This window comes from Bradyrhizobium tropiciagri, assembly GCF_001189845.1.
Lineage (GTDB): Bacteria > Pseudomonadota > Alphaproteobacteria > Rhizobiales > Xanthobacteraceae > Bradyrhizobium > Bradyrhizobium tropiciagri.
The window spans coordinates 13,406-34,483 of sequence record NZ_LFLZ01000023.1 but is presented as its reverse complement, the minus strand read 5'-3'; the positions used below and the strand labels follow the sequence as shown (position 1 = coordinate 34,483).

Sequence of the window (21,078 nt, the reverse complement as noted above, 5' to 3'; positions counted from 1 at the left end):
GGCGCGCGTACATCCGGCGCAGCCGACTTTGTCGTGGTCGTCCCAGCGCCGGAGCCCTTAAGCTGCAACGTCGCCGTTATGAGCCAGATAGGAAGCCGCCATGCGGTTTGCAAGGGGCGGTCTGGAGGGCGCTAGTTGTTCGGGACTTCCCGGATCACCGGGCCGCGTGGCACCGGGGCCGCCGGCGCGGCCTCGGCGGCGGGTGCCGCCTGCGGCGCTGCTGCGGGCTGGGTCGGGTTACGGAGCTGGCTCGGCGACGGCCCGTAGATGAACGCGGCCGCCAGCGCGATGGCTGCGACCAATGCGCCCAAGAACCCTGCCGTCGATTGTGAGCGCATGCCGATCATCCCCTCGCCTGCGCGGATTGATATCAAAAATCGGCCGGCCGCAACAGGATTCGGGAACCTATTTCGCCGCGGCCCTGCGCCGGGTGAAGGCGGTCACGATGTCCTTCTGCGCCAGCTCGATCGCGCGGTTGGCGGTCGTCAGATTCGCGTCGGCATCCTGCTTGGGAAATTGCAGCGACAGGAAGTCGATCAGCGACACCCGGAAGTTCTGCCGCTCCGAGGGACAGACATTGGCGATCAGCGAGGTGAACTCCTGGTCGGACATCGCCTTGTTGCTGTCGCGGGGATATTCGCGGGCGAGACAATTCCAGTAGGCGTCGCGGCCGGTGATCGCGAGCTTGTGCGCATCGTCGACCTCGTCGGCCATTGCAGCGAACGATATGGCAGCGGAGGACGTGATCAGGAAGGCGGCCGCAACCAGCATGCGCATGTGTTGTTCTCCGTTTTGGCGCATCGTAGCGAAGAGCGGCGACGACGATAAGCATCCCCGCGCCAATCTGGCAAACTGGCCAATCACGATTATTTTGACTACTCTCGATGCCTGTTCCCCTCCCTCACGATGAGTGCAGTCGTGGCCAAAGCTCCCACCAAGGCAACCAAGACAGATACCAAGACGACCAAGACGGACGCAGGCAACATCTATATCGGCATCGGCGGCTGGACCTTCGAGCCGTGGCGCGGGGTGTTCTATCCCGAGAAGCTCACGCAAGCGAAGGAGCTGTCCTACGCCGCCTCGAAGCTGACCTCGATCGAGATCAACGGCACCTACTACGGCTCGCAGAAGCCGGAGAGCTTTCGCAAATGGGCCAGCGAAGTGCCCGACGGCTTCATCTTCTCGCTGAAGGGGCCGCGCTTCGCCACCAACCGCCGCGTGCTCGCCGAGGCCGGCGATTCGGTGAAGCGGTTCTATGATTCGGGCGTACTGGAATTGAGGGACCGGCTCGGCCCGGTGCTCTGGCAGTTCGCGCCGACCAAGAAGTTCGACGGCGCCGATTTCGGCAAGTTCCTCGAGCTGCTGCCGCGCAAGCTCGACGGCCGCGCGCTGCGCCACGTGGTCGAGGTGCGCCACGACAGTTTTTGCGTGCCCGAATTCATTGCCCTCATTCGCGAGCACGAGGTGCCGGTGGTGTTCGCCGAGCATGGCAAATATCCGGCGATTGCCGACGTCGCGAGCGACTTCGTCTATGCCCGGCTGCAGAAGGGCGATGACGAATTGAAGACCTGCTATCCGCCGAAGCAGCTCGACGCCTGGGCCAAGCGCTTTCAGGACTGGGCCGGCGGCGGCGAGCCGGACGACCTGCCCAAGGTCGACAAGACAGCGCCGAAGAAGGCGCCGCGCGACGTGTTCGCCTACGTGATCCACGAGGGCAAGATCCGCGCGCCCGCCGGCGCGATGGAGCTGATCGAACGGGTGAAGTGAGCGAGCGTGATGGCGAAGGCAAAGAAGCTTTTCACCATCGGCTACGAGCAGACGCCGTCGAAGGCGGTGCTCGACGAGCTCCAGCATGCCGGCGTGAAGCTCTTGGTCGACGTGCGCGCGATCGCCTCCTCGCGCCGTCCCGGCTTCTCCAAGACCCAGCTCGCCGCGGGCCTCGACGAGCGCGGCATCGGCTACGTCCACCTCCGCGGCCTCGGCACGCCGAAGAGCGGGCGCGAGGCGGCGCGCAGCGGACAATATGCGCTGCTGCACAAGATCTATTCGGCGCACCTCAAGACGGTGCAGGCCAAGGAGGAGCTCGACGAGCTGTCGGCGCTGGTCAAGAAATCCGGCCCGGTATGCATCCTCTGCTACGAGCGCGACCACGAACACTGCCACCGGCGCTGGATCGCCGAGATCATCGAAGAGCGCGACGGCGTGAAGATCGAGAACCTCGCAGCACCGCAGATCTAGAATCCCGTTCCGATGTTATCGGAACGGGATTCTAGATTTCTGTTTTGACGCGTTTTCTTCGCGCGAACCAGTACCCACTTCGCTCGAAAACGCTCTAGCCGTCCCCCTCCAGGCGCAGCGTCCCCTGCATCATCTGTACGCAGGCCCCGCCGACATGCGCGGACGTGACCGCACCGTCCTGCTTGCGCACACGAGTCAGCAGCAGGCTCGGCCGGCCCATGTCAAAACCCTGCCCGACCGTCAGCTTCACGGTGCCGTCGCGCAGCGGATCAAGCGCTGCAAGCAGCGCGGCCGCGGCGACCGTGGCGCTGCCCGTCGCCGGGTCCTCGATCAGGCCGGATGATCCCGGAAAGAACATCCGCGCCTGCAGGTCGCAAGGCTGCTCCGCTGCGGGGACATCGCGCGTGTAGAAATACGCGGAGAATGCGCCGTCACGCGGGAAGAAGCGGGCGAACGCCGCCGCATCCGGCTTTGCCCGCCGCACCGCGTCGCGCGATGCGACCTCGAAGACCAGGAATGGTGTTCCGACACCAACCACCTGCGGCGCCTGGCGATCCGTCCTGACATCGTCCGGCGAAAGAGAGATCATGCTCGCGACCTCGCCGGCGGAGAATTGCGACAGGCGCGACAGCGGCTGCGGCGCGGTCAGTTCGGTGGCAACGACTCTGTCGCCCTCTCGCGCGATATCGACCGGCACCAGCCCCGCCTTCTCCTCGAAGATCAGACGCGGCTTCGGCTCCTTCGCAAGCTGTGCCAGCACGAAGGCGGTCCCGACATTGGGATGCCCGGCGAACGGCAGCTCCCTGACCGGCGTGAAGATGCGAACGTTGGCGTCGTTGGCCTTGTCCTGCGGCGGCAGCACGAAGGTCGTCTCGGAATAGTTGAACTCGGTCGCGATCGCCTGCATCTGCGCGGTCGACAGTCCCTCGGCGTCGAGCACCACGGCGAGCGGATTGCCGCCGAAGGCGCGGTCGGTGAAAACGTCGACAGTGATATAGCGCCGCTGCATTGTGCGTGTCCTTGTGCTCCGGTCATCCGCGACCGATGGCGTCATCGTAGCACGGCTGCAACGACGCTATTCAGAGCACTCGGTACAATCGCCCGCACCTCGTTTGAGCATGATCTTTTTCGGAAAACCGCTTCGCACTTTTCCGGATCATGCTTAGAACCGAAACAGCTCGCGCGGCGATGCGAGCACACGCGCCCGCTCATCGGCGTCGGTGACGAGCTCGTCGAGGAATTTGCGGTTCTTCGTGTAGCTCTGCGTCGATTCGAATTGCGTGTGCGGCCAGTCGCTGCCCCATAGCAGCCGACCGACGCCATAAGCATTGCGCAGCAGCGGATACGCCTGCTTCGCGAACGCCTCTCCGTTGGCACCATTGCGGTACGGCGCCGAGATCTTGACCCAGACATTGCGCGTCGCCCCGAGCTTGAGCACGGCCTGGAATCCGGGATCGTCGATGCCGAGCTTGGGATCGGGCAAGGCGAAGTGATCGAGCACGACCTTCATGCCCTGGTCGAGCAGTCGTGGCGCGAGAACAGCAAGATCGCCGGCGTTGCGCTGGATCTCGACTTGCCAGTCGAGCGTCCTGATCTGTGCCAGCAGCGCTGTCCACTCGCTCGACGTCAGGTCGGGCAGCGTCTGGCCGACCAGATTGAGCCGGATGCCGGCCACGCCGGCGCGATCGAGCGCGCGAAGCTCGTCCGCCGCGACCGTAGGATCTACCACGGCGATGCCGCGCAGCCGGCCATTGGTCGCCTTCAGGCATTCGACCAGATAGGAATTGTCGGTACCGAGAAAGCTCGGCTGCACCAGCACGCCGTTGGTGATGCCGTTCTGGTCGAGCTGCTGCAGATAGAGCGCGAGCGGCGCGTCGTAGTCGGGCGCGTAGCGCCGGCCCGGCGCGAGCTTCAGCCCGCGATGGAAGACATGGGCGTGGGTATCGATCGCCGGTTGCGGCACCTCAGCCCTCACTTTGCGCGCCAATCCGCCCGCCGACAGCGCGGCAACCATCCCCGCGGCAAACCGGCGCCGCGTCAAGCCATGTTCGTACGATGTCATGATCATTCCTCATCATCACGCGCGCGCAGCAGTGGCCTGCTCGAAAACCTTGCCGCGGGTTTCCGGCAGCATCAGCACCGCGACCAGCACCAGCGAATAGGCAAACGCCGCGTCGATCCCGATCGCAGCCCCAAGGCCGATGTGATCGCTGAGATAGCGACCAGGAACGGGAACGCCGCAGAGACGATGCGGCCGAAATTGTAGCAGAAGCCGACGCCGGTGCCACGCACGCCGGCGGGATAGAGCTCGCTGAACAGCGCCGCCATGCTGGCGGGAATGCCGGCCGAGAAGAAGCCGAGCGGGAAACCAAGCACCAGCATCTGCGAATTGGAGAGCGGCGCGAAGATATAGACCAGCACCGTGACGACGCAGGCCGCCGCGAACAGCGTCACGTTGGCACGCCGGCCGATCCGGTCGCTGATGATCCCCGAGGCCACGCAGCCGCAGAAGAAGGCAACGATGATGACCGCGAGATAGGCGCTGGAGCCGAGCACCGAGAGATGGCGCACTTCGCGCAAGTAAGTCGGCAGGAATGTCGTCAGCGCGGCATAGCCGCCATGGGCGCCGATGCCGAACAGCCCGCCGATCAAGGTCGAACGCAGCACGTCGCGGTGGAAGATTCCGCCGAGCGTGGCGAAGAACGGCGGCTCGGCTGCGCGCGATGCGGCCCGCGGCGGCTCCTTCAGCCCGCGGCGGATGTAGAGGATCAAAAGCGCCGGGATCAGGCCGACCGCGAACAGGATGCGCCAGGCGATATCGGCCGGCGCATAGGTAAACACCAGGGCCGAGAGCAGCACGGCCGCGCCCCAGCCGACCGCCCAGGCGCTCTGCACTGCGCCGAGCGCCTTGCCGCGATGCTCGGCGCGAATGATCTCCGCCATCAGCACCGCGCCGCAGGCCCATTCGGCACCGAAGCCGATACCTTGAATGGCCTTCAGGACCAGGAGCTGGGGGTAGCTCGCCGCGAAGGCGCAGGCGAAGGTCGCGAGCGCAAAGCACGCCACGGTGATCTGCAGCGCTCTCACGCGCCCGAAGCGATCGCCGAGCGCGCCCCCGAGCCAGCCGCCGAACGCGCCGAAGAACAGCGTGACCGAGCCGAGCAGACCCGCATCGGCCTTGCTGATCCCGAACGCGGTGATCAGCGCCGGAATGGCGAGGCTGAACATCTGGACGTCGAGCGCATCGAGCCCCCAGCCGCCAAAACTTGCCCAGAAGGTGCGCCGTTCGAGCGGCGAGCATTCGCTGTACCAGTTCACCATCATTCCTCCCTGAAATGTCTTGTGTTGTTTTATTTGCTTGCCGCGCTCATCTGATCTCGGCGTGGTAGCGGAAGCGATCCGCCGGCCCGCGCGAGCGGCGCCATTCGATCGGCCGCCGCTCCAGATCGAAGGCGAGACGCTCGATCACGATCAGCGGCGCGTTGGCCTCGAGCCGCAGCAGGCGCGATTGCATGTCGGTTGCGATCTCGACGGTGAGGATTTCATCGGCCGAGACCACGACCTGGCCGCAGCGCTCCTCGTAGAGTGGATACAAGAGATCGCCGAATTCGGCGGTGTCGAGCGCAAGGATCGCCTCGAAGCGCGACCGCTCGAGCCAGATCTCCTCGGCGAGCAGCGGCACGTCGTCGATCAGCCGCAGGCGCGACAGGCTGATCACGGGCTCACCGACGGAGATGCGCAGTGCCGACGCAACGGCCGTCGTCGCCGGCATCGCCTTCCGCCGCACGATGCGGCTTTGCGGCACGCGACGCTCGCCGGTCTCGGACTGGAAGCGAAAGAAGCGGAACAGCGAGGAATTGAAGCGCGCGCGGCGCACGAACGTGCCGCGGCCCTGCTGGCGCTCCAGCACGCCGTCGCTGACGAGCTGGTCGATCGCCTTGCGCACGGTGCCGATGGCGACGCCGTAATGCGCGCCGAGCTCGGCCTCCGACGGGATCAGATCCCCCGGACGCCACTCATTGCGATTGATGCGCGCCGCGAGGTCGTCGCGGAGACGCTGGTAGCGCGGCAGGCGGTCGTCGAGGACTGAATTCATCTAGTCATCTATATGAGTATATGACACGGCGTCAATAACTACCCTGATACCTTAAACCTGAATGCTGCAGCCTACCCCAATTGCCAGACCGCCGGCACCGGGTGCTCGTAGCCCCGCACCGGGATCTCGCCGCGCGAGACGGCATCCTTGCACTCGTCGCCCAGCGCATCACGCACGGCAGCCGAGATCAGGAATTGGGTGCCGAGCTCCTTGTTGAGCGCCTCGAGCCGCGCGGCAAAGTTCACGGTGTCGCCGATCACGGTGTACTCCTTGCGCCGCGGCGAGCCGATATTGCCGGCGACGACCTCGCCGACATGGATGCCGATGCCGATGCGCAGCGGCCAGCTCGACGTCGCATTGGTGCGCTCATTGGCGGCCAGCATCTCGCGCGCGGCGGCGACCGCCTGATGCGCGGCGTCGCCGGCTTCGAACGGCGCACCGAACAGCGCGAGGAAGCCGTCACCCAGAAACTTGTTCACGATGCCGCCGTGGCGATCGAGGATATCGACCAGCACGGCGAAAGCGCCGTCGAGCCTGTCGACCACCTCCTGCGGCGAGCGCGTGCTCGCCCCCGCGGTGAAGCTGCGGAAATCGACGAACATCACCGCGACGCGGCGGATGTCGCTCCCGGTGGCCGCCCCCTCCGTCATCAGGCGTTCGACCACCTGCGGCGAGACGTGCTGGCCGAACAGGTTGGTGATGCGGTCGCGCGCGGTGGCGGCGGCGATGCTGGCCGCGAACTGCCGCCGCAGCTGCATGCCCACCGCGCCCGCCAGCATGCCGCAGATCAGGATGATCGAGCTGCGCGCCGCGTGATAGTAGATGCTGGGGTCGGCCTCGACGCCGTCAGCCGCATGGAAGAACACCGCCATGTAGAACAGCTCGCTCGCCGCGACGAAGCCGGTGAAGGTCGAGAGCCAGAAATCGAGCCGCAGCGTCGAGAGGATGATGAACACGAAATAGATCAGCGGCGCCACGAAGCCGAGCGCCTCCTGGCGGCCCATGCTGTCGATATGCAGCGCCAGCACGACGGTCGGCAGCGACGTCTCCACCAGCACACCGATATAGCGCCGGATCACCGGCAGGTCGCGCCCCTTGCGCATGTGCCAGCTGATCGCCTCGTGCACCCAGAGCTCGAACACGATCAGCGGCACGATGACGTAGAACACATAGACCGGGCTGAGGTTGCGGTGCCAGACGCGGCTCACCGCGTCGGGGGCAAAGAAATAGACCAGCAGGCTGATGACGCCGAGCAGGATCGTGGTGCCGATCAGCACCTTGATGCGGAGCAGCTCCGTGGTCATCACCCCGCGCATCAGGGCGTGATGGAAGTCCGTCGCGACCGTCGTGCCGCTCTCCGCGCCGTCCCTGTCCAAGACTTCCGTCATTCCCTCACCCCCGTCATTCCGAGGCGCGAAGCGAACCCGGAATCTCGAGATTCCCCAATGCGCAATCGCGCATCTGAGGTTCGATGCTTCGTATTGCCATACTAGCCTCAATCGAGCGTGCGGCGGAAGCGCGTCACGGCGACGGTCATGGCGAACAGCATCAAGGCGACCAGCGCGATGGTGTCGTATTGCAGGTTCGCCATCGCCGCGCCCTTCAGCATGATGGCGCGGACGATGCGCACGAAATGGGTCAGCGGCAGCCCCTCGCCGATATATTGTGCCCAGACCGGCATGCCCGCGAACGGAAACATGAAACCGGACAAGAGGATGCTCGGCAGGAAGAACATCATCGAGAGCTGCATCGCCTGCAGCTGGTTCTGCACGATGGTCGAGAACGTGTAGCCGATCGACAGATTGGTGGTGATGAACAGCGTGGTGAGCAGCGCCAGCAGCGCGAAGCTGCCGAGCACTGGCACACCGAACACGAACACGCCGATGCCGATGATCAGCGCCGCCTGGATGAAGCCGACCAGCACATAGGGGATGATCTTGCCGAACATCACCTCGATCGGCTTGATCGGCATCGACAGCAGGCTCTCCATGGTGCCGCGCTCGATCTCGCGCGTCACCGACAGCGCGGTGAAGATCAGCATGGTCATGGTCAAGATCGTCCCGACCAGGCCGGGCACGATGTTGAGGCGCGATTCGGCGGCCGGGTTGTAGCGCGCATGGGCGCGGATCTCGAACGGCATGTCCGGGGGATCGCCGATGTGCAGGTCATGCGCCAGCGCGGTCTGCACCAGCGGCCCGAGCGTCGCGAGCGCGGTGCCGGACGCCACAGGGTCGGTGGCATCGGCCGCGACCAGCAGCGCGGGCCTGTCGCCGCGCCGCACCGCCCGCTCGAAGCCGCGCGGGATCTCGACGCCGAACAACACCTTGCCGGATTGCAGGAGCTCGTCGAACTCCGCAACGGTATGGACCTCGCGGGCGAAATGGAAATAGGAGGTGTTCTCCATCGCCTTCAGGATCGACGCCCGAGATCGGTGTCCTCCTGGGTCAGCACCGCGGTCGGCAGATTGCGCGGCGTGGTGTTGATGGCGTAGCCGAACAGCGTGAGTTGCAACACCGGCAGCATGATGATCATGGCAAACGAGACGCGGTCGCGGCGAAGCTGGATGAACTCCTTGACCAGCATCGCGTAGCTGCGGCGCCAGAAGCCGAATGCCGGCTCCCTCTCTTCGCCATTCCGGATCGTGTCCGTCGCACTCATGGCACTTATCCTCGACGATTATCCTTGGAAATTGTCCTTGGAGCGCCCCATCAGATCGATGAAAACATCCTCGAGCGATGGCTCGCTCGGCTGCCAGCGCCACTTCTGATTGTCGCGATAGGGCGCGATCGCGGCCTCGAGCGCCGCCTTGTCGCGGCCGGAGACGTGCAGGCTGGTACCGAACGGCGCCACCATGTCGACGCCGGGCTTATCCGTGAGCTCGGCCATCAGGCCGTTGAAATCCTCGCCCGTCACTGTCCAGGTCGACAGCGCGGAAGCTGCGATCACCTCGTCCACCGTGCCGTGAGCCAGGAGATGGCCGTAGGCGATATAGGCGATCTCGTGACAGCGCTCGGCCTCGTCCATGTAATGGGTCGAGACCAGCACGGTGAGGCCTTCGGCAGCGAGCGCGTGGATCTCGTTCCAGAAATCGCGCCGCGCCTTGGGGTCGACGCCGGCGGTCGGCTCGTCCAGCAGCAGCAATTGTGGATTGGGCAGCGTGCAGGCGCCGAGCGCGAGCCGCTGCTTCCAGCCGCCGGAGAGGTTGGCGGCGAGTTGCTCCTCGCGGCCCTTCAGCCCGATCCGCGCGATCATGTCGGCTGCGGCGCCGCGCGCATCCGGCATGCCATAGAGCCGCGCCACGAACTCCAGGTTCTCGCGCACCGACAAATCCTGGTAGAGGCTGAAGCGCTGCGTCATGTAGCCGACCTTGCGCTTGATCTTGTCGGCATCGCGCCGGATGTCGTAGCCGAGGCAGGTGCCCTCGCCGCTATCCGGCGTCAGCAGGCCGCACAGGATGCGGATGGTGGTGGTCTTGCCGCTGCCGTTGGGGCCGAGGAAGCCATAGATCGAGCCGCGCTTGACCTGCATCGACAGGTCATGGACCACCTCGCGTCCGCCAAACGATTTGGTCAGGCCCTTCACGTCGATCGCGATGGACGATGCGTTGGGCTGCGTGCTGGTGGGGCCGCCGTTCATCTGCGCTCCGCCACCGGCGTCTTGGGATTGAGGTAGATGCTGATAGGCTGGCCGACGCGCAGCACGTCGGGCCGGCTCGGCCGCGCCTGGATCAGGTAGACCAGCTTGTTGCGCTCATCGAGGCTGTAGATGACGGGCGGCGTGTATTCCGCTGTCGTGGCGATGAAGTAGATCTTGGCGGTGAGATCGGCCGCGCAATTGTCGCAGGTCACTCGCACCTCGTCGCCGAGTGCGAGCTTCGGCAGCTCGGTCTCAGGCACGAAGAAGCGCAGCTTCATGTTGCCGGGCGGCATGATCGACAGCACCGGCCGCTGCGCCTGCACCATCTCGCCCTCGCGGAAATAGATCTGCTGGATCGAGCCCGCGATCGGTGCAAAGCCCTTGCGGCGGTCGAGCCGGGTCTGCGAGGTGTTGACGCGCGCTTCCGCGACGCGCAGCGCCGAGACGGCGGAATCGAGATTGGCCTGGGTGCCGGCGCCGGTGCCGCGCAGCGAGGCCGCGCGGTCGTAGCTCTGCTGCGCATTCGCCAGCGTCGCGTTGTTCTGGTTGAGATCGGCGCGCTGCAGATCGTCGTCGACCGAATAGAGCAGATCGCCGGGCTTGACCTCGTCGCCCTCGCGCACATTGAGCTTGATCACGCGGCCGGATTCGTCGGGGCTGACGAAGATCATGTCGGCCTCGACCCAGCCCTGGAAGCCCGGATCGCGCTTCTCCTGGCAACCGGCCAGCGCCGCCGCCAGCGCGACGGCGGCGATCAGCTTCATCATGTGCGACGCGGTCATGTCTGCCTCCGTTCGCCAAAAATCAGATCGAGATGAATCTTGAACATCGCGAGCCCGTCGAGCGGCGCGTGGCGGGCGAACAGGCTCTGCCAGATCACCGCGACGATCGCGGGCGCCACCACCAGCTGCGGGAATTCGCCGAGCTCGCGGTGCTTGATCTCGCCGCGCGTGATCGCGAGCTGGACCAGCGCCTTCATGCCGGTCAGGCCCTTCGACACCACCTCGCGGAAATAGAAATCGGCGATCGCCGGAAAACGCGGCCCTTCGGAGACGATCAGACGGATGATGTCGCCGCGCCGGGTCGACACGACCTCGCGGATGAAGGTCTCGGCAAACCCCTCCACCGCGTCACGCACCGGGCCGGTGATGGTCGGCAGCGCGGTCATGCGGCTGATCAGCGGCACCAGCGCGGTGCGGATCAACTCCTCGAACATCGATTCCTTGTCCTTGAAGTACAGATACAGCGTGCCCTTGGCGACGCCCGCCCGTTTGGCGACATCGTCGAGCCGCGTCGCGGCAAAGCCGCGGGCGATAAACTCGTCCATCGCCGCCTCGACGATCGCCGCGCGCCGCTCCGCCGACTTCTCGGCGCGGTTCGCAGGCGGCCTCGCCTCGGCCAGCTTCGCCGAAGCCACCTTCGGGGTCCTCGCTGCGGCGGTGCGGATCGTGGTCCGCTGGTTGGCAGACGGGGTGCGGGTCGATGGTTTGATGCGCTTGGTCATGGGCTGCATTATGACTGACTGGTCAGTCATTATCAATGTGATCAGGGGGTAACCAGCTGCGGCGCGAAACGTTCCTGTTCTTGGGTGGGCGTCCGGCCCCGATCTCGCGGCACGTTCCGCCCGAGGTTTGGTCTCGCTTCGCCCTCTCTCGATCAGAGAGCGCGCGGAAAGCCGGGTGCCGATCGCACCCACGGCTCCCGCGCAATAAAAAACGAGGACCACAGGTGTAACCGGAAACAACCCGGCTTTCCCTGCGCGACGGGTTAAGGCTTACTTCGTGCTCTCCCACAGGGGAGGCAGCGCGATCATGCGCTGCGGCAAAAAGTTGGTTCAGGCGATCGGCTGGGAGACGCCAATGAGCGACTGGCTACACAACCTTTCAGTGCCGTGGATGGCCTTGGTCGTCTTCGGCTTCACTTATTTTCTCGCGATGCTGGTTTTCATGGCCGTTGCGGCGCTGTCGACCAAGACGCGGGTGGCGTCATTCAAATCGATTTCTGCCGGCTTGTTGCCGGTGCTCGGCGTCATTTTCGGCCTGTTCGTTGCCTTCACCGCGGCTCAGGTCTGGAGTGACAGCGATCATGCCGCCACGGCGGTGAGCCGCGAAGCCAGTGCGCTGCGAGCGGTGATCCTTCTCGCCGGCGGCCTGCCGCCGGAACAGGAGGCGCGCTTGCGCAGCCTCGTTCACGACCACGTCGAGGAAGCGGTCGCTGTGGAATGGCCACTGATGGCGCGCCAGAAGGCTTCGCTCAAGGCGGCACCTGCCGCCCTCACCGAGGCGCTGCGGCTGGTCATTTCGATGCCTGTGCAAAGCCCGGGTCAGCAGACGGCGCAGCGCGAGATCATCACGGCGCTGGATACGGCGCTCGACGCGCGACGGCAACGGCTGATCCTCAGCCAGTCTGAAGTCAACTCAATCAAGTGGTGGTGCCTTTACATTCAGGCCGTCTGCGAGTTGCTGGCAATCGCCCTTATTCACTGCGACAATCGGCTGGGATCTGCCATCGCCATGGGACTGTTCGCGACCGGCGTCGCGACATCGGCGCTGCTGATCGCAGCGCATGATCGGCCGTTCACGGGCCAGATATCGATCGCGCCGACGCCGTTGCTGCAAATCATGCCGGACAAGGAGGTGAGCCGGTAGTGACCGTCGTGCTCACCTCACGTGCACGCCCGCTACGTGTGAAACTTCAGCCCATCGAGCACCTTGTCGACCACCTTGCGCTCGGCGCGAAAGGCAAGGCCGACCAGGTTGAGCTCGCTGCGCGCGACCGCCCTCACCACTTCGCGGTTGGCGGCGTCATGCGTGGTCTTGAACATGTCCTCGGTGTAGAGCGCAGGTTTCACGTCGCGCGCCAGCGCACGCTCCAGCGCGCGCGACAACTGCGCACGGTCGGCGCCATAGATCAGGATCGGCTGGCCGATCAAAGAGAGATATTTGGTCTCCGAGCCGTCCTCGTAGTTCTCGCCGATGCATTCGGGAAAGGAAGCTGCGATGCCACCGGCGAGAAACGACGCCACGTTGAGCTTCTGCCAGACTTCCAGGTCGGTGCGGATCACGACCGCGATCTTGGTGTCGAACTGCATGGGGCAAGTCTAGCCGCAGGCCGATGGCCAACACCAGCTCTGACCGTGCATCCCTCGCCTGCCCGTCAGACGCTGGCGTTCGTTTCCTGCAAGGCCTCCGGGCAGACCGCTGGCTCATCCAGGCTACAAGCTAACCCCTGCCCTGGCCCTTGGCGCCACAGGTCCAGGCGCGGGCCAGCAGGATAACAATGGCCAGCTCCTGCGCCGCGTAGTAGGTTTCGAGAATTCGAATACGATCAACATATTTCGAGGCATTGCATCATGATCAGCAAGGCCGATGTTGTTGTCATTGGATCGGGCGGACTGGGCGCGGCCACAGCCTATTACCTGAGCAAGCGTGGAGGTCTCAGCGTCGCGCTTGTCGACAAGCATGAGATCGGATCGCAAACCTCGCCCCGCGCGGCAGGCATGGTGAGTTGCGCCCGCACGAGCGACTTGATGGTTGGCCTCATCCAGGACGCTTGCCGCAAGATCGAAACATTCACGGAAGAAACCGGCCAGCCGCTCGACTGGGTCCACTCGGGCAGCTTGAAGATTGCGCGTCGGCCGCAGGATGCCGAGGTGATCGAGACCGATCTCGAGCGCGGGCGCCGTATGGGCCTCGATGTCGAACTGATCCCTCCGGACGAGGCGAGCCGTCTCAATCCGTTTTTGCAGCCGACGGGCGTCGTCGCGGCGATGCGGATCGGCGACGACCGGTATTTCGACCCGGCGCAGGTTGCCGTCGGTTTCGCCAGGGCCGCGGCGGCTCAGGGCGCAATCTTGCTGCCGAAGACCGACGTACGCGCCGTGAACATCGTCGGCGGCACCGTGATCGGCGTGACCACGGCGAGCGGCGTCGTTGAAAGTCCTGTTGTTGTCGATGCCGCCGGTGCGTGGACGCGGCAGGTCGCTGAGGCAAGCGGGATTCGCGTGCCGCTGGTGCCGACGCGGCAGCAATTGATCGTCACCGAGCCTTTGGATGGCGCGCGTGCCGACTTGCCGATGATCCGCATCATGGATGCCGCGGTGTATACCCGCCCGTGTCAGGGCGGCTTCCTTTGGGGCGTCTACGAGGAAACGCCGCGCTTCTTCGATATGGAGAAGCTCGGGCCCGGCTTCGACGTCAAGGACATGCCGCTCGACATCGACGTGCTTCATGCAGCCGCCGATGCGGTGAAGGATCAGCTCCCGTTCCTGCAAACCGCCAAGGTACGCGAATTTCGCGGCGGCATTCCGACGATGACCGCTGACGGCCATCACATTCTTGGCCCAGCCGACGGCGCGACCGGCTTCTATTTCGCAAGCGGGTGCAACGTCGCCGGTCTGTCGATCTCGCCGGCCGTCGGCGAGGCGCTCGCGGCCTGGATCGTGGACGGCCGGCCGCCGGTCGATCTATCGCCGATGTCGGTCACGCGGTTCAAGGCCCAGTCGTGGTCAGAAGCCCAATTGCAGAGCGATGCCGCCTGGCAATATCGTCACTTCTACGGCGCGGTCTGAGCGGGGCTCGGGGTCGTCCCGCCTACCCCTTGGCGTCGCAGGCCCAGGCGCGGATCACGCATTCCTTGCCGCCAAACTCGTAGCACTTCCTGGTCGCGGCATTGAGCGAGCTCGAGATCTTTGGCGCGACCGCATAACCATGCGCGCCGCAGGGATTCTTCATATCGATCGAGAGCGCGGCACAGGCGCGCTTCATGGTGACGGTGGTGCAATCGCCTTTGCACTGCTTCAGCGCCGCGGCGCGCGCCGCTCCTTCCGCGGGATAGTCGTAGGCCTGGCCATAGGCGCCGCACTTGCCGACCGCGAACGCACCGGCCGCGCGGGCCTTGGGGATGAAGTTTTCCACGGAGAAACGCGTAGCCCCGAGCAGCAACGTCAGGACAAGTATCGTCAGCGCGCGGCGCTGCGCGGCGGCGGTCGAAATGATCAAGTGGAAATCCCCCAAAGTCCGGCGCGGACTGTACGCGGGGGTCGTTTCCTGATGGTGAACAGGAGGTTGAAATCGGCTCAGAACCTGCTGGCCTGACCGAGGCCGCCCAAGTAGGCTTCAGCAAAAACAACCTTGGAATGAGAAGCCTGATTGCCATGAAGTTCTTGTCTTTCGTCATATTCGCCATCCTGTCGACGACAGCCACCTGCTCCGCCGACGAACAAGGCAGCCTGTTTCGTGACGCCTATGCATGTCCGGACAAGGGACCGTCTCAGTCTGTGTCTACGGGACGATTCCCAAGGGAAAGCAGGTGACGGTGATCGCCAAGGGCTGGAAGAGCGCAGGCCTGCCGAAGGGAAGCTTCTCGAACAAGAACGAGGAATTCCAGAACGGCGTCGGCACAAGCACGCGGCTGCAGGTCGCCACGCTGCCGCCGAAAGACGCGTCCATGATCGCCGTGCTTGCCGCGCCAGATGCCGTGCATGAGATACCATTGCAGGAGGTCCGGGATGAAGCGCTGACTGGACGAATTGGTCAGTACATCAAGAGCACCAACGCCTTGAATTTGGATCCGGATATCCGAGTGCTGATGACCCGCCTGCTCAGGGTATCGCCGACTGTCCTGCTGTCCGAGACGCTTCTCAGTCCGCCCAATGACGCCGTGGCGCTCGAAAAGCAATTGCCGACTGGCTGCGCTGATTGCGAGAATGTCCCGCTATTGGTGGGGTCAAATCTGGAGGACCTCTTCAAAGACATCCGCTCCACCAAAGTCAACAGCGTGGAGCACACCTGCGGCGGCATCAAGTTGGCCTACACGATCTCCGGTCGACTGCATCTCCTGAGCAACGCCTTCACCTGCGAGAGCGACGCCTTCATGGCGACGCTGGTTCACGACCTTTCGGGGCCGAAGCCGAAACTGGTCTTCAAGATGACTGGGGGTCTGTGAAGAAGGGTCACGCCCCGTAATGGCGGGTTACGCTTGTGCGAACCGGCCCAACGGGCCAGCCCTATCCACTCGTCTCCCGGCGAAGGCCGGGACCCATAACCACCGAATGCTGCTATGGGCGAAGCAGTGGCCCCAGCCGCGCAAGACAATCCGCATTTGTGGTAATGGGTCCCGGCCTTCGCCGGGACGAAGCGGATAATCCTAGCCGCGCCTTGCGGCTTCCAGCGCCTGCGGCGTGTCGATGTCAAGGAAGGCGCTGTTGCCTTCGACCGGGACCTCGGCGACCACCTCGGCATGCTTGGCGATCAGATGACGGGCGCCGATGTCGCCGTCGAGCGTCATCAATTCCTTGAAGAAGCGCCGCGACCACAGCACAGGATTGCCGCGCCGACCTTCGCTGACGGGGACCGCGATCAGATGGCCACGGTCAGGCGCAAAGGTCTCGATCAACCGATCGATCAGCTGCGCATCGATCAGCGGCATGTCTCCGAGGCAGACGATCGCACCGTCGGCGCTGTCGGAAACAGCCGAGATGCCCGCCTTCACGGAGCTCGCAATGCCGCCGGCGAAATCCGGGTTGCGCACGAACCTGACCTTCAGGCCATCGAGCGCCTGCTCGACCAGGTCGCCTTGATGCCCGGTGACGACGATCACCTCCGACGCCTTCGAGGCCAGCGCCTGCTCGGCGACGATGCGCGCGAGCTTCTTGCCGTCGAGCTCGGCGAGCAGCTTGTTCGGACCGCCCATCCGGGTCGAGCGGCCGGCGGCGAGCACGATCGCCGCGACGTTGCGGTTGCCCTCGGTGTCCGGCACGGTGCGCGGCTGCGGCCGTGTCACGATCTCCATGAGAAGACCGCCGACGCCCATGCCGGTGAGATCCGACCGCGTCACCTTGATGCCGGCGAGCAGCCGCATCAGCACCCAGTCAAAACCGTTCTCGACCGGCGAGCGCGCGCAGCCCGGCGCACCCAGCACCGGCACGCCGCCGGCGCTGCCGATCAGCAGCAGATTGCCGGGATCGACCGGCATGCCGAAATGCTCCACCGCGCCGCCGATCTCGGTGATTGCGGCCGGGATGACGTCACGCCGGTCGGCGATCGCGGACGCGCCGAACACGATGACGAGTTCGGCGCCAAGTGAGAGCAATTCCTTGATCGAGGCGGCGAGCACGGTCTCGTCATGCGGCACGCGGCGCTCGGCGATGATGGTGGCACCGGCCGGCGCGAGGCGTTCGGCGGTGACGCGCAGCGTCTTGTCGATCACTTTCGGCGCAAGGCCCGGCAACAGGGTCGAGACCACGCCGACCTTCTTGATCACATAAGGCGCGATCCGCAGCGTGTCCTTGCCGGCCACCGCGACGGCGGCGTCGCGCAAGCGCCCCTCGACGCCGAACGGGATCAGCTTGACGGTCGCGATCATCTCGCCTTCGACCACCGGCTTGTAGGCAGCGAGCGTTGCGAAGGTGATGGCCTCGTCGACGCCGTTGATGCGGTCGACCGCGGCGCGATCGACCACCAGCACGCCGGGGCGCGCCGCGAACAGATTGGCGCGGCCGGTGAAGGCGCGCTCGACATTGACGCCCTCGCCCGCCACCGCCTGCGCGATGCTGGCGGCCGCGACATCCTCGGAGACGTCGCCCTTCTCCAGCCGCACCACGACGACGTCCTTGACGCCGGCCTTGGTCAGCGCCTCAACTTCCTCAGGGCCGATCGTGGTGCCCTTCTTGAGCACCAGCGAACCCTGGCGGAGCGTATGCACGGTGACGCCGCCAATCGCGTCGGCCGGACTGGCGGGACCGAACTTCATGCCGCTTCTTCTTTTTCTTTGGGAGGTAGACGCAGTTGCGCGGTGATCTCGGCCATGATCGCAACCGCGATCTCCGACGGCGACACCGCGCCGATGTCGAGCCCGATCGGCGCGTGGATGCGCGCGATGTCGCTGTCCTTCGCGCCCTGCGCGCGCAGCCGCTCGGCGCGCTTGGCGTGGGTTTTGCGCGAGCCGAGTGCGCCGATATAGAAGCACTCGCGGTCGAAGGCGTGCAGCAGCGCGGGATCGTCGATCTTGGGATCGTGTGTCACCGCGACGAACGCGGTGTAGTGATCGACATTGAGCGGCGGCAGCGCGACGTCGGGCCATTCGGCGACCAGCGGCACGTCGGGGAAACGCTCCGGGCTCGCAAACGCGGTGCGCGGATCGACCACCGTGACGTCATAGTCGAGCGAGCGCGCCAGGGGTGCCAGGGCCTGGCTGATATGCACCGCGCCGATGATCACGAGCTTTGCTGTCGGTGCGTAGACGTTGAGGAACAGCCTCTTAGCCCCGACCTCGACGTTGCCGCTCTTGCCCATCCGCAGCTGCTTTGACAGCTCGGCACGCAGCGGATCGGCCGCGATGTCCGCGGCCTTGACCAGGCGCTGATCGCCATTGGCGGTGTCGGTGACGATGATGACAGGGCGGCGCGCGGCACGCTCGGCGTTGAGTTCTTTCAATATCTCGAGCTTCACGGCTAACCGACCTTCTCGACGAACACGCGGATGGTGCCGCCGCAGGACAGGCCGACATTCCAGGCGGTCTCGTCGGCGACTCCGAATTCGAGCATCTTCGGCTGGCCGCTCGCGATCACGTCGAGCGCTTCAGTGACGACGGCGCCCTCGACGCAGCCGCCGGAGACCGAGCCGAGAAACGTGCCGTCGTCATTGATGACGAGGCTCGAGCCGGCCGGGCGCGGCGCCGAGCCCCAGGTCTCGACCACGGTGGCGAGCGCCACGCCATGGCCTTGCTTCTGCCAGGTCTCGGCGGCCTGAAGGATGTCTTCGTCGCGGTTGAGCATGGTGGCCTCCTGCTATCGGGTCAGGCTTCTTAGGCTACGGAACGGATCAGGCTGCGGTGGTGCGCCGGCGGCGGGGATGACAGCGCCCCGATCAAGCCCTTGATGGACGTCAAGTTATGCACCGGGCGAAATTCGTCAACGTGGGGCAACATCATTTTGATGCCCTGCGCCTTGGCTTCGAAGCCCGAGTAGCGCAGCAGCGGGTTGAGCCAGATCAGGCGGCGGCAGGAGCGATGCAAACGGTCCATCTCGAAGGCCAGTTTGGCATCGGCTTCCCGTTCTAGTCCATCGGATATAAGGAGGACGATGGCGCCCTGCCCGAGCACCCGGCGGGCCCAGAGCTGGTTGAAGGTGTGCAGCGAGGTCGCGATCCGGGTCCCGCCGGCCCAGTCCTCGACCGAGGACGAGCAGCTCGCCAGCGCCTCGTCCGGATCACGCGCCCGTAATGCGCGCGTCACATTGGTCAGGCGGGTGCCGAACAGGAACACCGAGACCCGCTTGCGGGCATCGGTGATGGCATGCAGGAAGTGCAGGAACAGGCGGGTGTACTCGCTCATCGAGCCGGAGATATCGAGCAGCGCCACGATCGGCGCCGGCTTCTCGATCCGGCCGAGCTTGCGGATGTCGATGATCTCGCCGCCCGTACGCAGCGAATTGCGCACGGTGCGGCGCATGTCGAGCCGCAAGCCGCGCGCGTCCGGCTGGTAGCGGCGGGTGACAAGCTCGGCCTGCGGCAGCCGCATCTTGGCGATCTCGCGCGTCACCTCGGCAATCTCGGCCGCGGTCATCTGCGCGAAATCCTTCTTCTGCAGCACCTCCTTGTCGGAGACCGAGAGCTTCAGCTCCTGCTCCTGGGCCTGCGGCCGCTCCTCGCTTTTCGCCGGCTGCGCCATCGCCTCCTGGACCCGGCGCGAGGCCGGCGGCGGCTTCTTCTTGGCGTGGTCGGGCAGCGGCACGGAATCGAGCATGCTCTTCCACTCCTCTGCGGCGCGGAAGAACAGCATAAAGGCCTGGCGGAAGATCAGCGCATGCTCATGGCGCTTGACGAAGATCGCCTCCAGCGTGGCGTAGAAATCGGAGCGGTTGCCGACCTCGATCAGCTGCAACGCGTCGAGCGCATCGATCACCGAGCCCGGCCCGACCGGGAGCCCGGCCGCCCGCAGCGCGCGGGCAAAGCCGATCACGTTGTCGGCCATGTGGCCGGTCGGAGGATTGAGATGGTTGATCGGCATAAATCTATCCACTCCCGTCATTCCGGGATACGCCGCCAGGCGTAGGCCCGGAATCCATTCTTCAGCGTCAACGCGGCCCGATGGATTCCGGGCTCGCGCCATCCAAGTCGGCTGTTGCCGACTTGGACAGTTAGTTCAGCCGAACTCGGGTAAACCCGAGTTCGGATGGCGCGCCCCGGAATGACGGCTAGTCGCTCGTCGCTTCCTTCAATGCCTTCTGCAGCGCATCGCCCTGCATGCGCGCGATGTCGTCCTGGTACTTGAGCAGCGCGCCCAGCGTGTCGCCGACCACCTGCGGCGTCAGCGAGCGGGCGTCGAGCTCGGACAGCGCGGTGGCCCAGTCGATGGTCTCGGCGACACCAGGCGACTTGTAGAAATCCTGGCTGCGCAGCGCCTGCACGAAGCGCACGACCTGCTGCGACAGTTTTGCGGAGATGTTCGGCACCCGCGACTTGACGATCGCGAGCTCGCGCTCGGCCGAGGGATAGTCCACCCAGTGATACAGGCAGCGCCGCTTCAGCGCGTCGTGGATCTCGCGGGTTCGGTTCGAGGTGATGATCACGATCGGCGGCGCCGGCGCCTTCACGGTGCCGAGCTCGGGAATGGTGACCTGGAAGTCGCTGAGGATTTCCAACAGATACGCCTCGAACGCCTCGTCGGCGCGGTCGAGCTCGTCGATCAGCAGCACCGGCGGGCCGGCGACATCGGGCTCGAGCGCCTGCAGCAGCGGCCGCTTGATCAGGAAGCGCTCGGCGAAGATGTCGCTGGCGAGCTGGTCGCGATCGGTATCGCCGGAGGCTTCCGCCAGGCGGATCGCGATCATCTGCGCCGCGCTGCTCCATTCATAGACGGCGGAGGCGACGTCGAGGCCCTCATAGCATTGCAGGCGGATCAGCTTGCGGCCGAGCGCCGCCGACAGCACCTTGGCGATCTCGGTCTTGCCGACGCCGGCCTCGCCTTCGAGAAACAGCGGCCGGCCCATGCGCAGCGCCAGATAGGTCACGGTCGCGAGCGACCGCTCGGCGAGGTAACCGCGCGACGTCAACAGCTCCTCGAGCGCATCGACGGAAGTGGGTAACGCCGATGCACTCATGGAACAG

21 protein-coding genes and 2 pseudogenes are annotated in these 21,078 nt (G+C 65.2%); 5 read left to right on the top strand and 18 right to left on the bottom strand.

Features of this window, described 5'->3' with window-relative positions; genetic code table 11:
• Positions 1-131 precede the first annotated feature (131 nt).
• Together AKN84_RS19505 and AKN84_RS19500 are read right to left on the bottom strand one after the other, a co-directional pair.
• Positions 132-338, bottom strand: a complete 207-nt coding sequence (locus AKN84_RS19505; protein ID WP_050422351.1) for a hypothetical protein — start codon at positions 336-338, stop codon at positions 132-134.
• 67 nt (positions 339-405) lie between these two features.
• Positions 406-777, bottom strand: coding sequence for a hypothetical protein (locus AKN84_RS19500; protein ID WP_050422280.1), 372 nt, complete (start codon positions 775-777; stop codon positions 406-408).
• 141 nt (positions 778-918) lie between these two features.
• Between AKN84_RS19500 and AKN84_RS19495 the strand changes: the two genes are divergently transcribed.
• Positions 919-1,767: a DUF72 domain-containing protein gene (locus AKN84_RS19495; protein ID WP_050422350.1), complete on the top strand. Its 849-nt coding sequence runs from the start codon at positions 919-921 to the stop codon at positions 1,765-1,767.
• Positions 1,768-1,776: 9 nt separating this feature from the next.
• Positions 1,777-2,238 (top strand): DUF488 domain-containing protein, encoded by a 462-nt coding sequence (locus tag AKN84_RS19490; protein WP_050422279.1) that lies wholly within the window; start codon positions 1,777-1,779, stop codon positions 2,236-2,238.
• Positions 2,239-2,332: 94 nt separating this feature from the next.
• Here the strand turns inward: AKN84_RS19490 and AKN84_RS19485 are convergent, their stop codons facing one another.
• The 9 genes and pseudogenes from AKN84_RS19485 to AKN84_RS19445 all read right to left on the bottom strand — a co-directional run bounded on the left by AKN84_RS19485 (position 2,333) and on the right by AKN84_RS19445 (position 11,474).
• A complete protein-coding gene (locus tag AKN84_RS19485) occupies positions 2,333-3,247 on the bottom strand; it encodes a PhzF family phenazine biosynthesis protein (protein WP_050422278.1) in 915 nt (304 codons plus the stop codon).
• A 153-nt stretch (positions 3,248-3,400) separates the two neighbouring features.
• Positions 3,401-4,300 carry an amidohydrolase family protein gene (locus AKN84_RS19480; protein ID WP_050422349.1) on the bottom strand — a complete coding sequence of 300 codons (900 nt, stop codon included), beginning with the start codon at positions 4,298-4,300 and terminating at the stop codon, positions 3,401-3,403.
• A gap of 15 nt (positions 4,301-4,315) precedes the next feature.
• Positions 4,316-5,559, bottom strand: a pseudogene (locus tag AKN84_RS19475) (MFS transporter).
• Between the two features lie 46 nt (positions 5,560-5,605).
• Positions 5,606-6,334 carry a GntR family transcriptional regulator gene (locus AKN84_RS19470; protein WP_050422277.1) on the bottom strand — a complete coding sequence of 243 codons (729 nt, stop codon included), beginning with the start codon at positions 6,332-6,334 and terminating at the stop codon, positions 5,606-5,608.
• A gap of 71 nt (positions 6,335-6,405) precedes the next feature.
• A complete protein-coding gene (locus AKN84_RS19465) occupies positions 6,406-7,722 on the bottom strand; it encodes an adenylate/guanylate cyclase domain-containing protein (RefSeq protein ID WP_050422276.1) in 1,317 nt (438 codons plus the stop codon).
• Between the two features lie 107 nt (positions 7,723-7,829).
• Positions 7,830-8,992: pseudogene (locus tag AKN84_RS19460) on the bottom strand (ABC transporter permease).
• Positions 8,993-9,010: 18 nt separating this feature from the next.
• A complete protein-coding gene (locus AKN84_RS19455; protein WP_050422275.1) occupies positions 9,011-9,970 on the bottom strand; it encodes an ABC transporter ATP-binding protein in 960 nt (319 codons plus the stop codon).
• Positions 9,967-10,752, bottom strand: a complete 786-nt coding sequence (locus AKN84_RS19450) for an HlyD family secretion protein (RefSeq protein ID WP_050422274.1) — start codon at positions 10,750-10,752, stop codon at positions 9,967-9,969. The genes AKN84_RS19455 and AKN84_RS19450 overlap by 4 nt, the downstream gene beginning before the upstream one ends.
• Positions 10,749-11,474, bottom strand: a complete 726-nt coding sequence (locus tag AKN84_RS19445) for a TetR/AcrR family transcriptional regulator (RefSeq protein WP_128971000.1) — start codon at positions 11,472-11,474, stop codon at positions 10,749-10,751. Before AKN84_RS19445 ends, AKN84_RS19450 begins: the two co-directional genes overlap by 4 nt.
• Before the next feature lie 307 nt (positions 11,475-11,781).
• On the opposite strand from AKN84_RS19445, the gene AKN84_RS19440 reads away from it, so the two are divergent.
• Positions 11,782-12,618 (top strand): bestrophin-like domain, encoded by an 837-nt coding sequence (locus AKN84_RS19440; RefSeq protein ID WP_244485283.1) that lies wholly within the window; start codon positions 11,782-11,784, stop codon positions 12,616-12,618.
• 32 nt (positions 12,619-12,650) lie between these two features.
• Here the strand turns inward: AKN84_RS19440 and AKN84_RS19435 are convergent, their stop codons facing one another.
• The gene (locus AKN84_RS19435; RefSeq protein ID WP_050422273.1) at positions 12,651-13,061 is read right to left on the bottom strand and encodes a DUF2000 family protein; all 411 of its coding nucleotides are present in this window, start codon (positions 13,059-13,061) and stop codon (positions 12,651-12,653) included.
• A gap of 261 nt (positions 13,062-13,322) precedes the next feature.
• Here AKN84_RS19435 and AKN84_RS19430 point away from each other — a divergent pair, with 261 nt between their 5' ends.
• A complete protein-coding gene (locus AKN84_RS19430; RefSeq protein WP_050422272.1) occupies positions 13,323-14,540 on the top strand; it encodes an NAD(P)/FAD-dependent oxidoreductase in 1,218 nt (405 codons plus the stop codon).
• 22 nt (positions 14,541-14,562) lie between these two features.
• On the opposite strand, the gene AKN84_RS19425 is transcribed toward AKN84_RS19430, so the two are convergent.
• Positions 14,563-14,913 carry a DUF4189 domain-containing protein gene (locus AKN84_RS19425; RefSeq protein ID WP_050422346.1) on the bottom strand — a complete coding sequence of 117 codons (351 nt, stop codon included), beginning with the start codon at positions 14,911-14,913 and terminating at the stop codon, positions 14,563-14,565.
• A 367-nt stretch (positions 14,914-15,280) separates the two neighbouring features.
• On the opposite strand from AKN84_RS19425, the gene AKN84_RS19420 reads away from it, so the two are divergent.
• A complete protein-coding gene (locus AKN84_RS19420) occupies positions 15,281-15,916 on the top strand; it encodes a hypothetical protein (RefSeq protein ID WP_050422271.1) in 636 nt (211 codons plus the stop codon).
• 201 nt (positions 15,917-16,117) lie between these two features.
• Here AKN84_RS19420 and AKN84_RS19415 read toward each other — a convergent pair whose 3' ends face one another.
• The 5 genes from AKN84_RS19415 to AKN84_RS19395 form a co-directional block, all read right to left on the bottom strand.
• Positions 16,118-17,722, bottom strand: coding sequence for an NTP transferase domain-containing protein (locus AKN84_RS19415; RefSeq protein WP_050422270.1), 1,605 nt, complete (start codon positions 17,720-17,722; stop codon positions 16,118-16,120).
• Positions 17,719-18,420 carry an XdhC family protein gene (locus tag AKN84_RS19410; protein ID WP_050422269.1) on the bottom strand — a complete coding sequence of 234 codons (702 nt, stop codon included), beginning with the start codon at positions 18,418-18,420 and terminating at the stop codon, positions 17,719-17,721. Before AKN84_RS19410 ends, AKN84_RS19415 begins: the two co-directional genes overlap by 4 nt.
• A gap of 2 nt (positions 18,421-18,422) precedes the next feature.
• Positions 18,423-18,746: an XdhC family protein gene (locus AKN84_RS19405; RefSeq protein WP_021077800.1), complete on the bottom strand. Its 324-nt coding sequence runs from the start codon at positions 18,744-18,746 to the stop codon at positions 18,423-18,425.
• 29 nt (positions 18,747-18,775) lie between these two features.
• Entirely contained in the window at positions 18,776-19,978 is a 1,203-nt protein-coding gene (locus AKN84_RS19400; RefSeq protein WP_050422268.1) for a vWA domain-containing protein, read from the bottom strand.
• A 187-nt stretch (positions 19,979-20,165) separates the two neighbouring features.
• Positions 20,166-21,071: an AAA family ATPase gene (locus AKN84_RS19395; protein ID WP_050422267.1), complete on the bottom strand. Its 906-nt coding sequence runs from the start codon at positions 21,069-21,071 to the stop codon at positions 20,166-20,168.
• Positions 21,072-21,078 lie beyond the last annotated feature (7 nt).

Bases quoted from the DNA above. Each gene is read 5' to 3' on its own strand.
- AKN84_RS19505 (WP_050422351.1), bottom strand. From the start codon at position 338: ATGCGCTCACAATCGACGGCAGGGTTCTTGGGCGCATTGGTCGCAGCC.
- AKN84_RS19500 (WP_050422280.1), bottom strand. From the start codon at position 777: ATGCGCATGCTGGTTGCGGCCGCCTTCCTGATCACGTCCTCCGCTGCC.
- AKN84_RS19490 (WP_050422279.1), top strand. From the start codon at position 1,777: ATGGCGAAGGCAAAGAAGCTTTTCACCATCGGCTACGAGCAGACGCCG.
- AKN84_RS19485 (WP_050422278.1), bottom strand. From the start codon at position 3,247: ATGCAGCGGCGCTATATCACTGTCGACGTTTTCACCGACCGCGCCTTC.
- AKN84_RS19480 (WP_050422349.1), bottom strand. From the start codon at position 4,300: ATGACATCGTACGAACATGGCTTGACGCGGCGCCGGTTTGCCGCGGGG.
- AKN84_RS19470 (WP_050422277.1), bottom strand. From the start codon at position 6,334: ATGAATTCAGTCCTCGACGACCGCCTGCCGCGCTACCAGCGTCTCCGC.
- AKN84_RS19465 (WP_050422276.1), bottom strand. From the start codon at position 7,722: ATGACGGAAGTCTTGGACAGGGACGGCGCGGAGAGCGGCACGACGGTC.
- AKN84_RS19455 (WP_050422275.1), bottom strand. From the start codon at position 9,970: ATGAACGGCGGCCCCACCAGCACGCAGCCCAACGCATCGTCCATCGCG.
- AKN84_RS19450 (WP_050422274.1), bottom strand. From the start codon at position 10,752: ATGACCGCGTCGCACATGATGAAGCTGATCGCCGCCGTCGCGCTGGCG.
- AKN84_RS19445 (WP_128971000.1), bottom strand. From the start codon at position 11,474: ATGACCAAGCGCATCAAACCATCGACCCGCACCCCGTCTGCCAACCAG.
- AKN84_RS19440 (WP_244485283.1), top strand. From the start codon at position 11,782: ATGCGCTGCGGCAAAAAGTTGGTTCAGGCGATCGGCTGGGAGACGCCA.
- AKN84_RS19435 (WP_050422273.1), bottom strand. From the start codon at position 13,061: ATGCAGTTCGACACCAAGATCGCGGTCGTGATCCGCACCGACCTGGAA.
- AKN84_RS19430 (WP_050422272.1), top strand. From the start codon at position 13,323: ATGATCAGCAAGGCCGATGTTGTTGTCATTGGATCGGGCGGACTGGGC.
- AKN84_RS19415 (WP_050422270.1), bottom strand. From the start codon at position 17,722: ATGAAGTTCGGTCCCGCCAGTCCGGCCGACGCGATTGGCGGCGTCACC.
- AKN84_RS19405 (WP_021077800.1), bottom strand. From the start codon at position 18,746: ATGCTCAACCGCGACGAAGACATCCTTCAGGCCGCCGAGACCTGGCAG.
- AKN84_RS19400 (WP_050422268.1), bottom strand. From the start codon at position 19,978: ATGCCGATCAACCATCTCAATCCTCCGACCGGCCACATGGCCGACAAC.
- AKN84_RS19395 (WP_050422267.1), bottom strand. From the start codon at position 21,071: ATGAGTGCATCGGCGTTACCCACTTCCGTCGATGCGCTCGAGGAGCTG.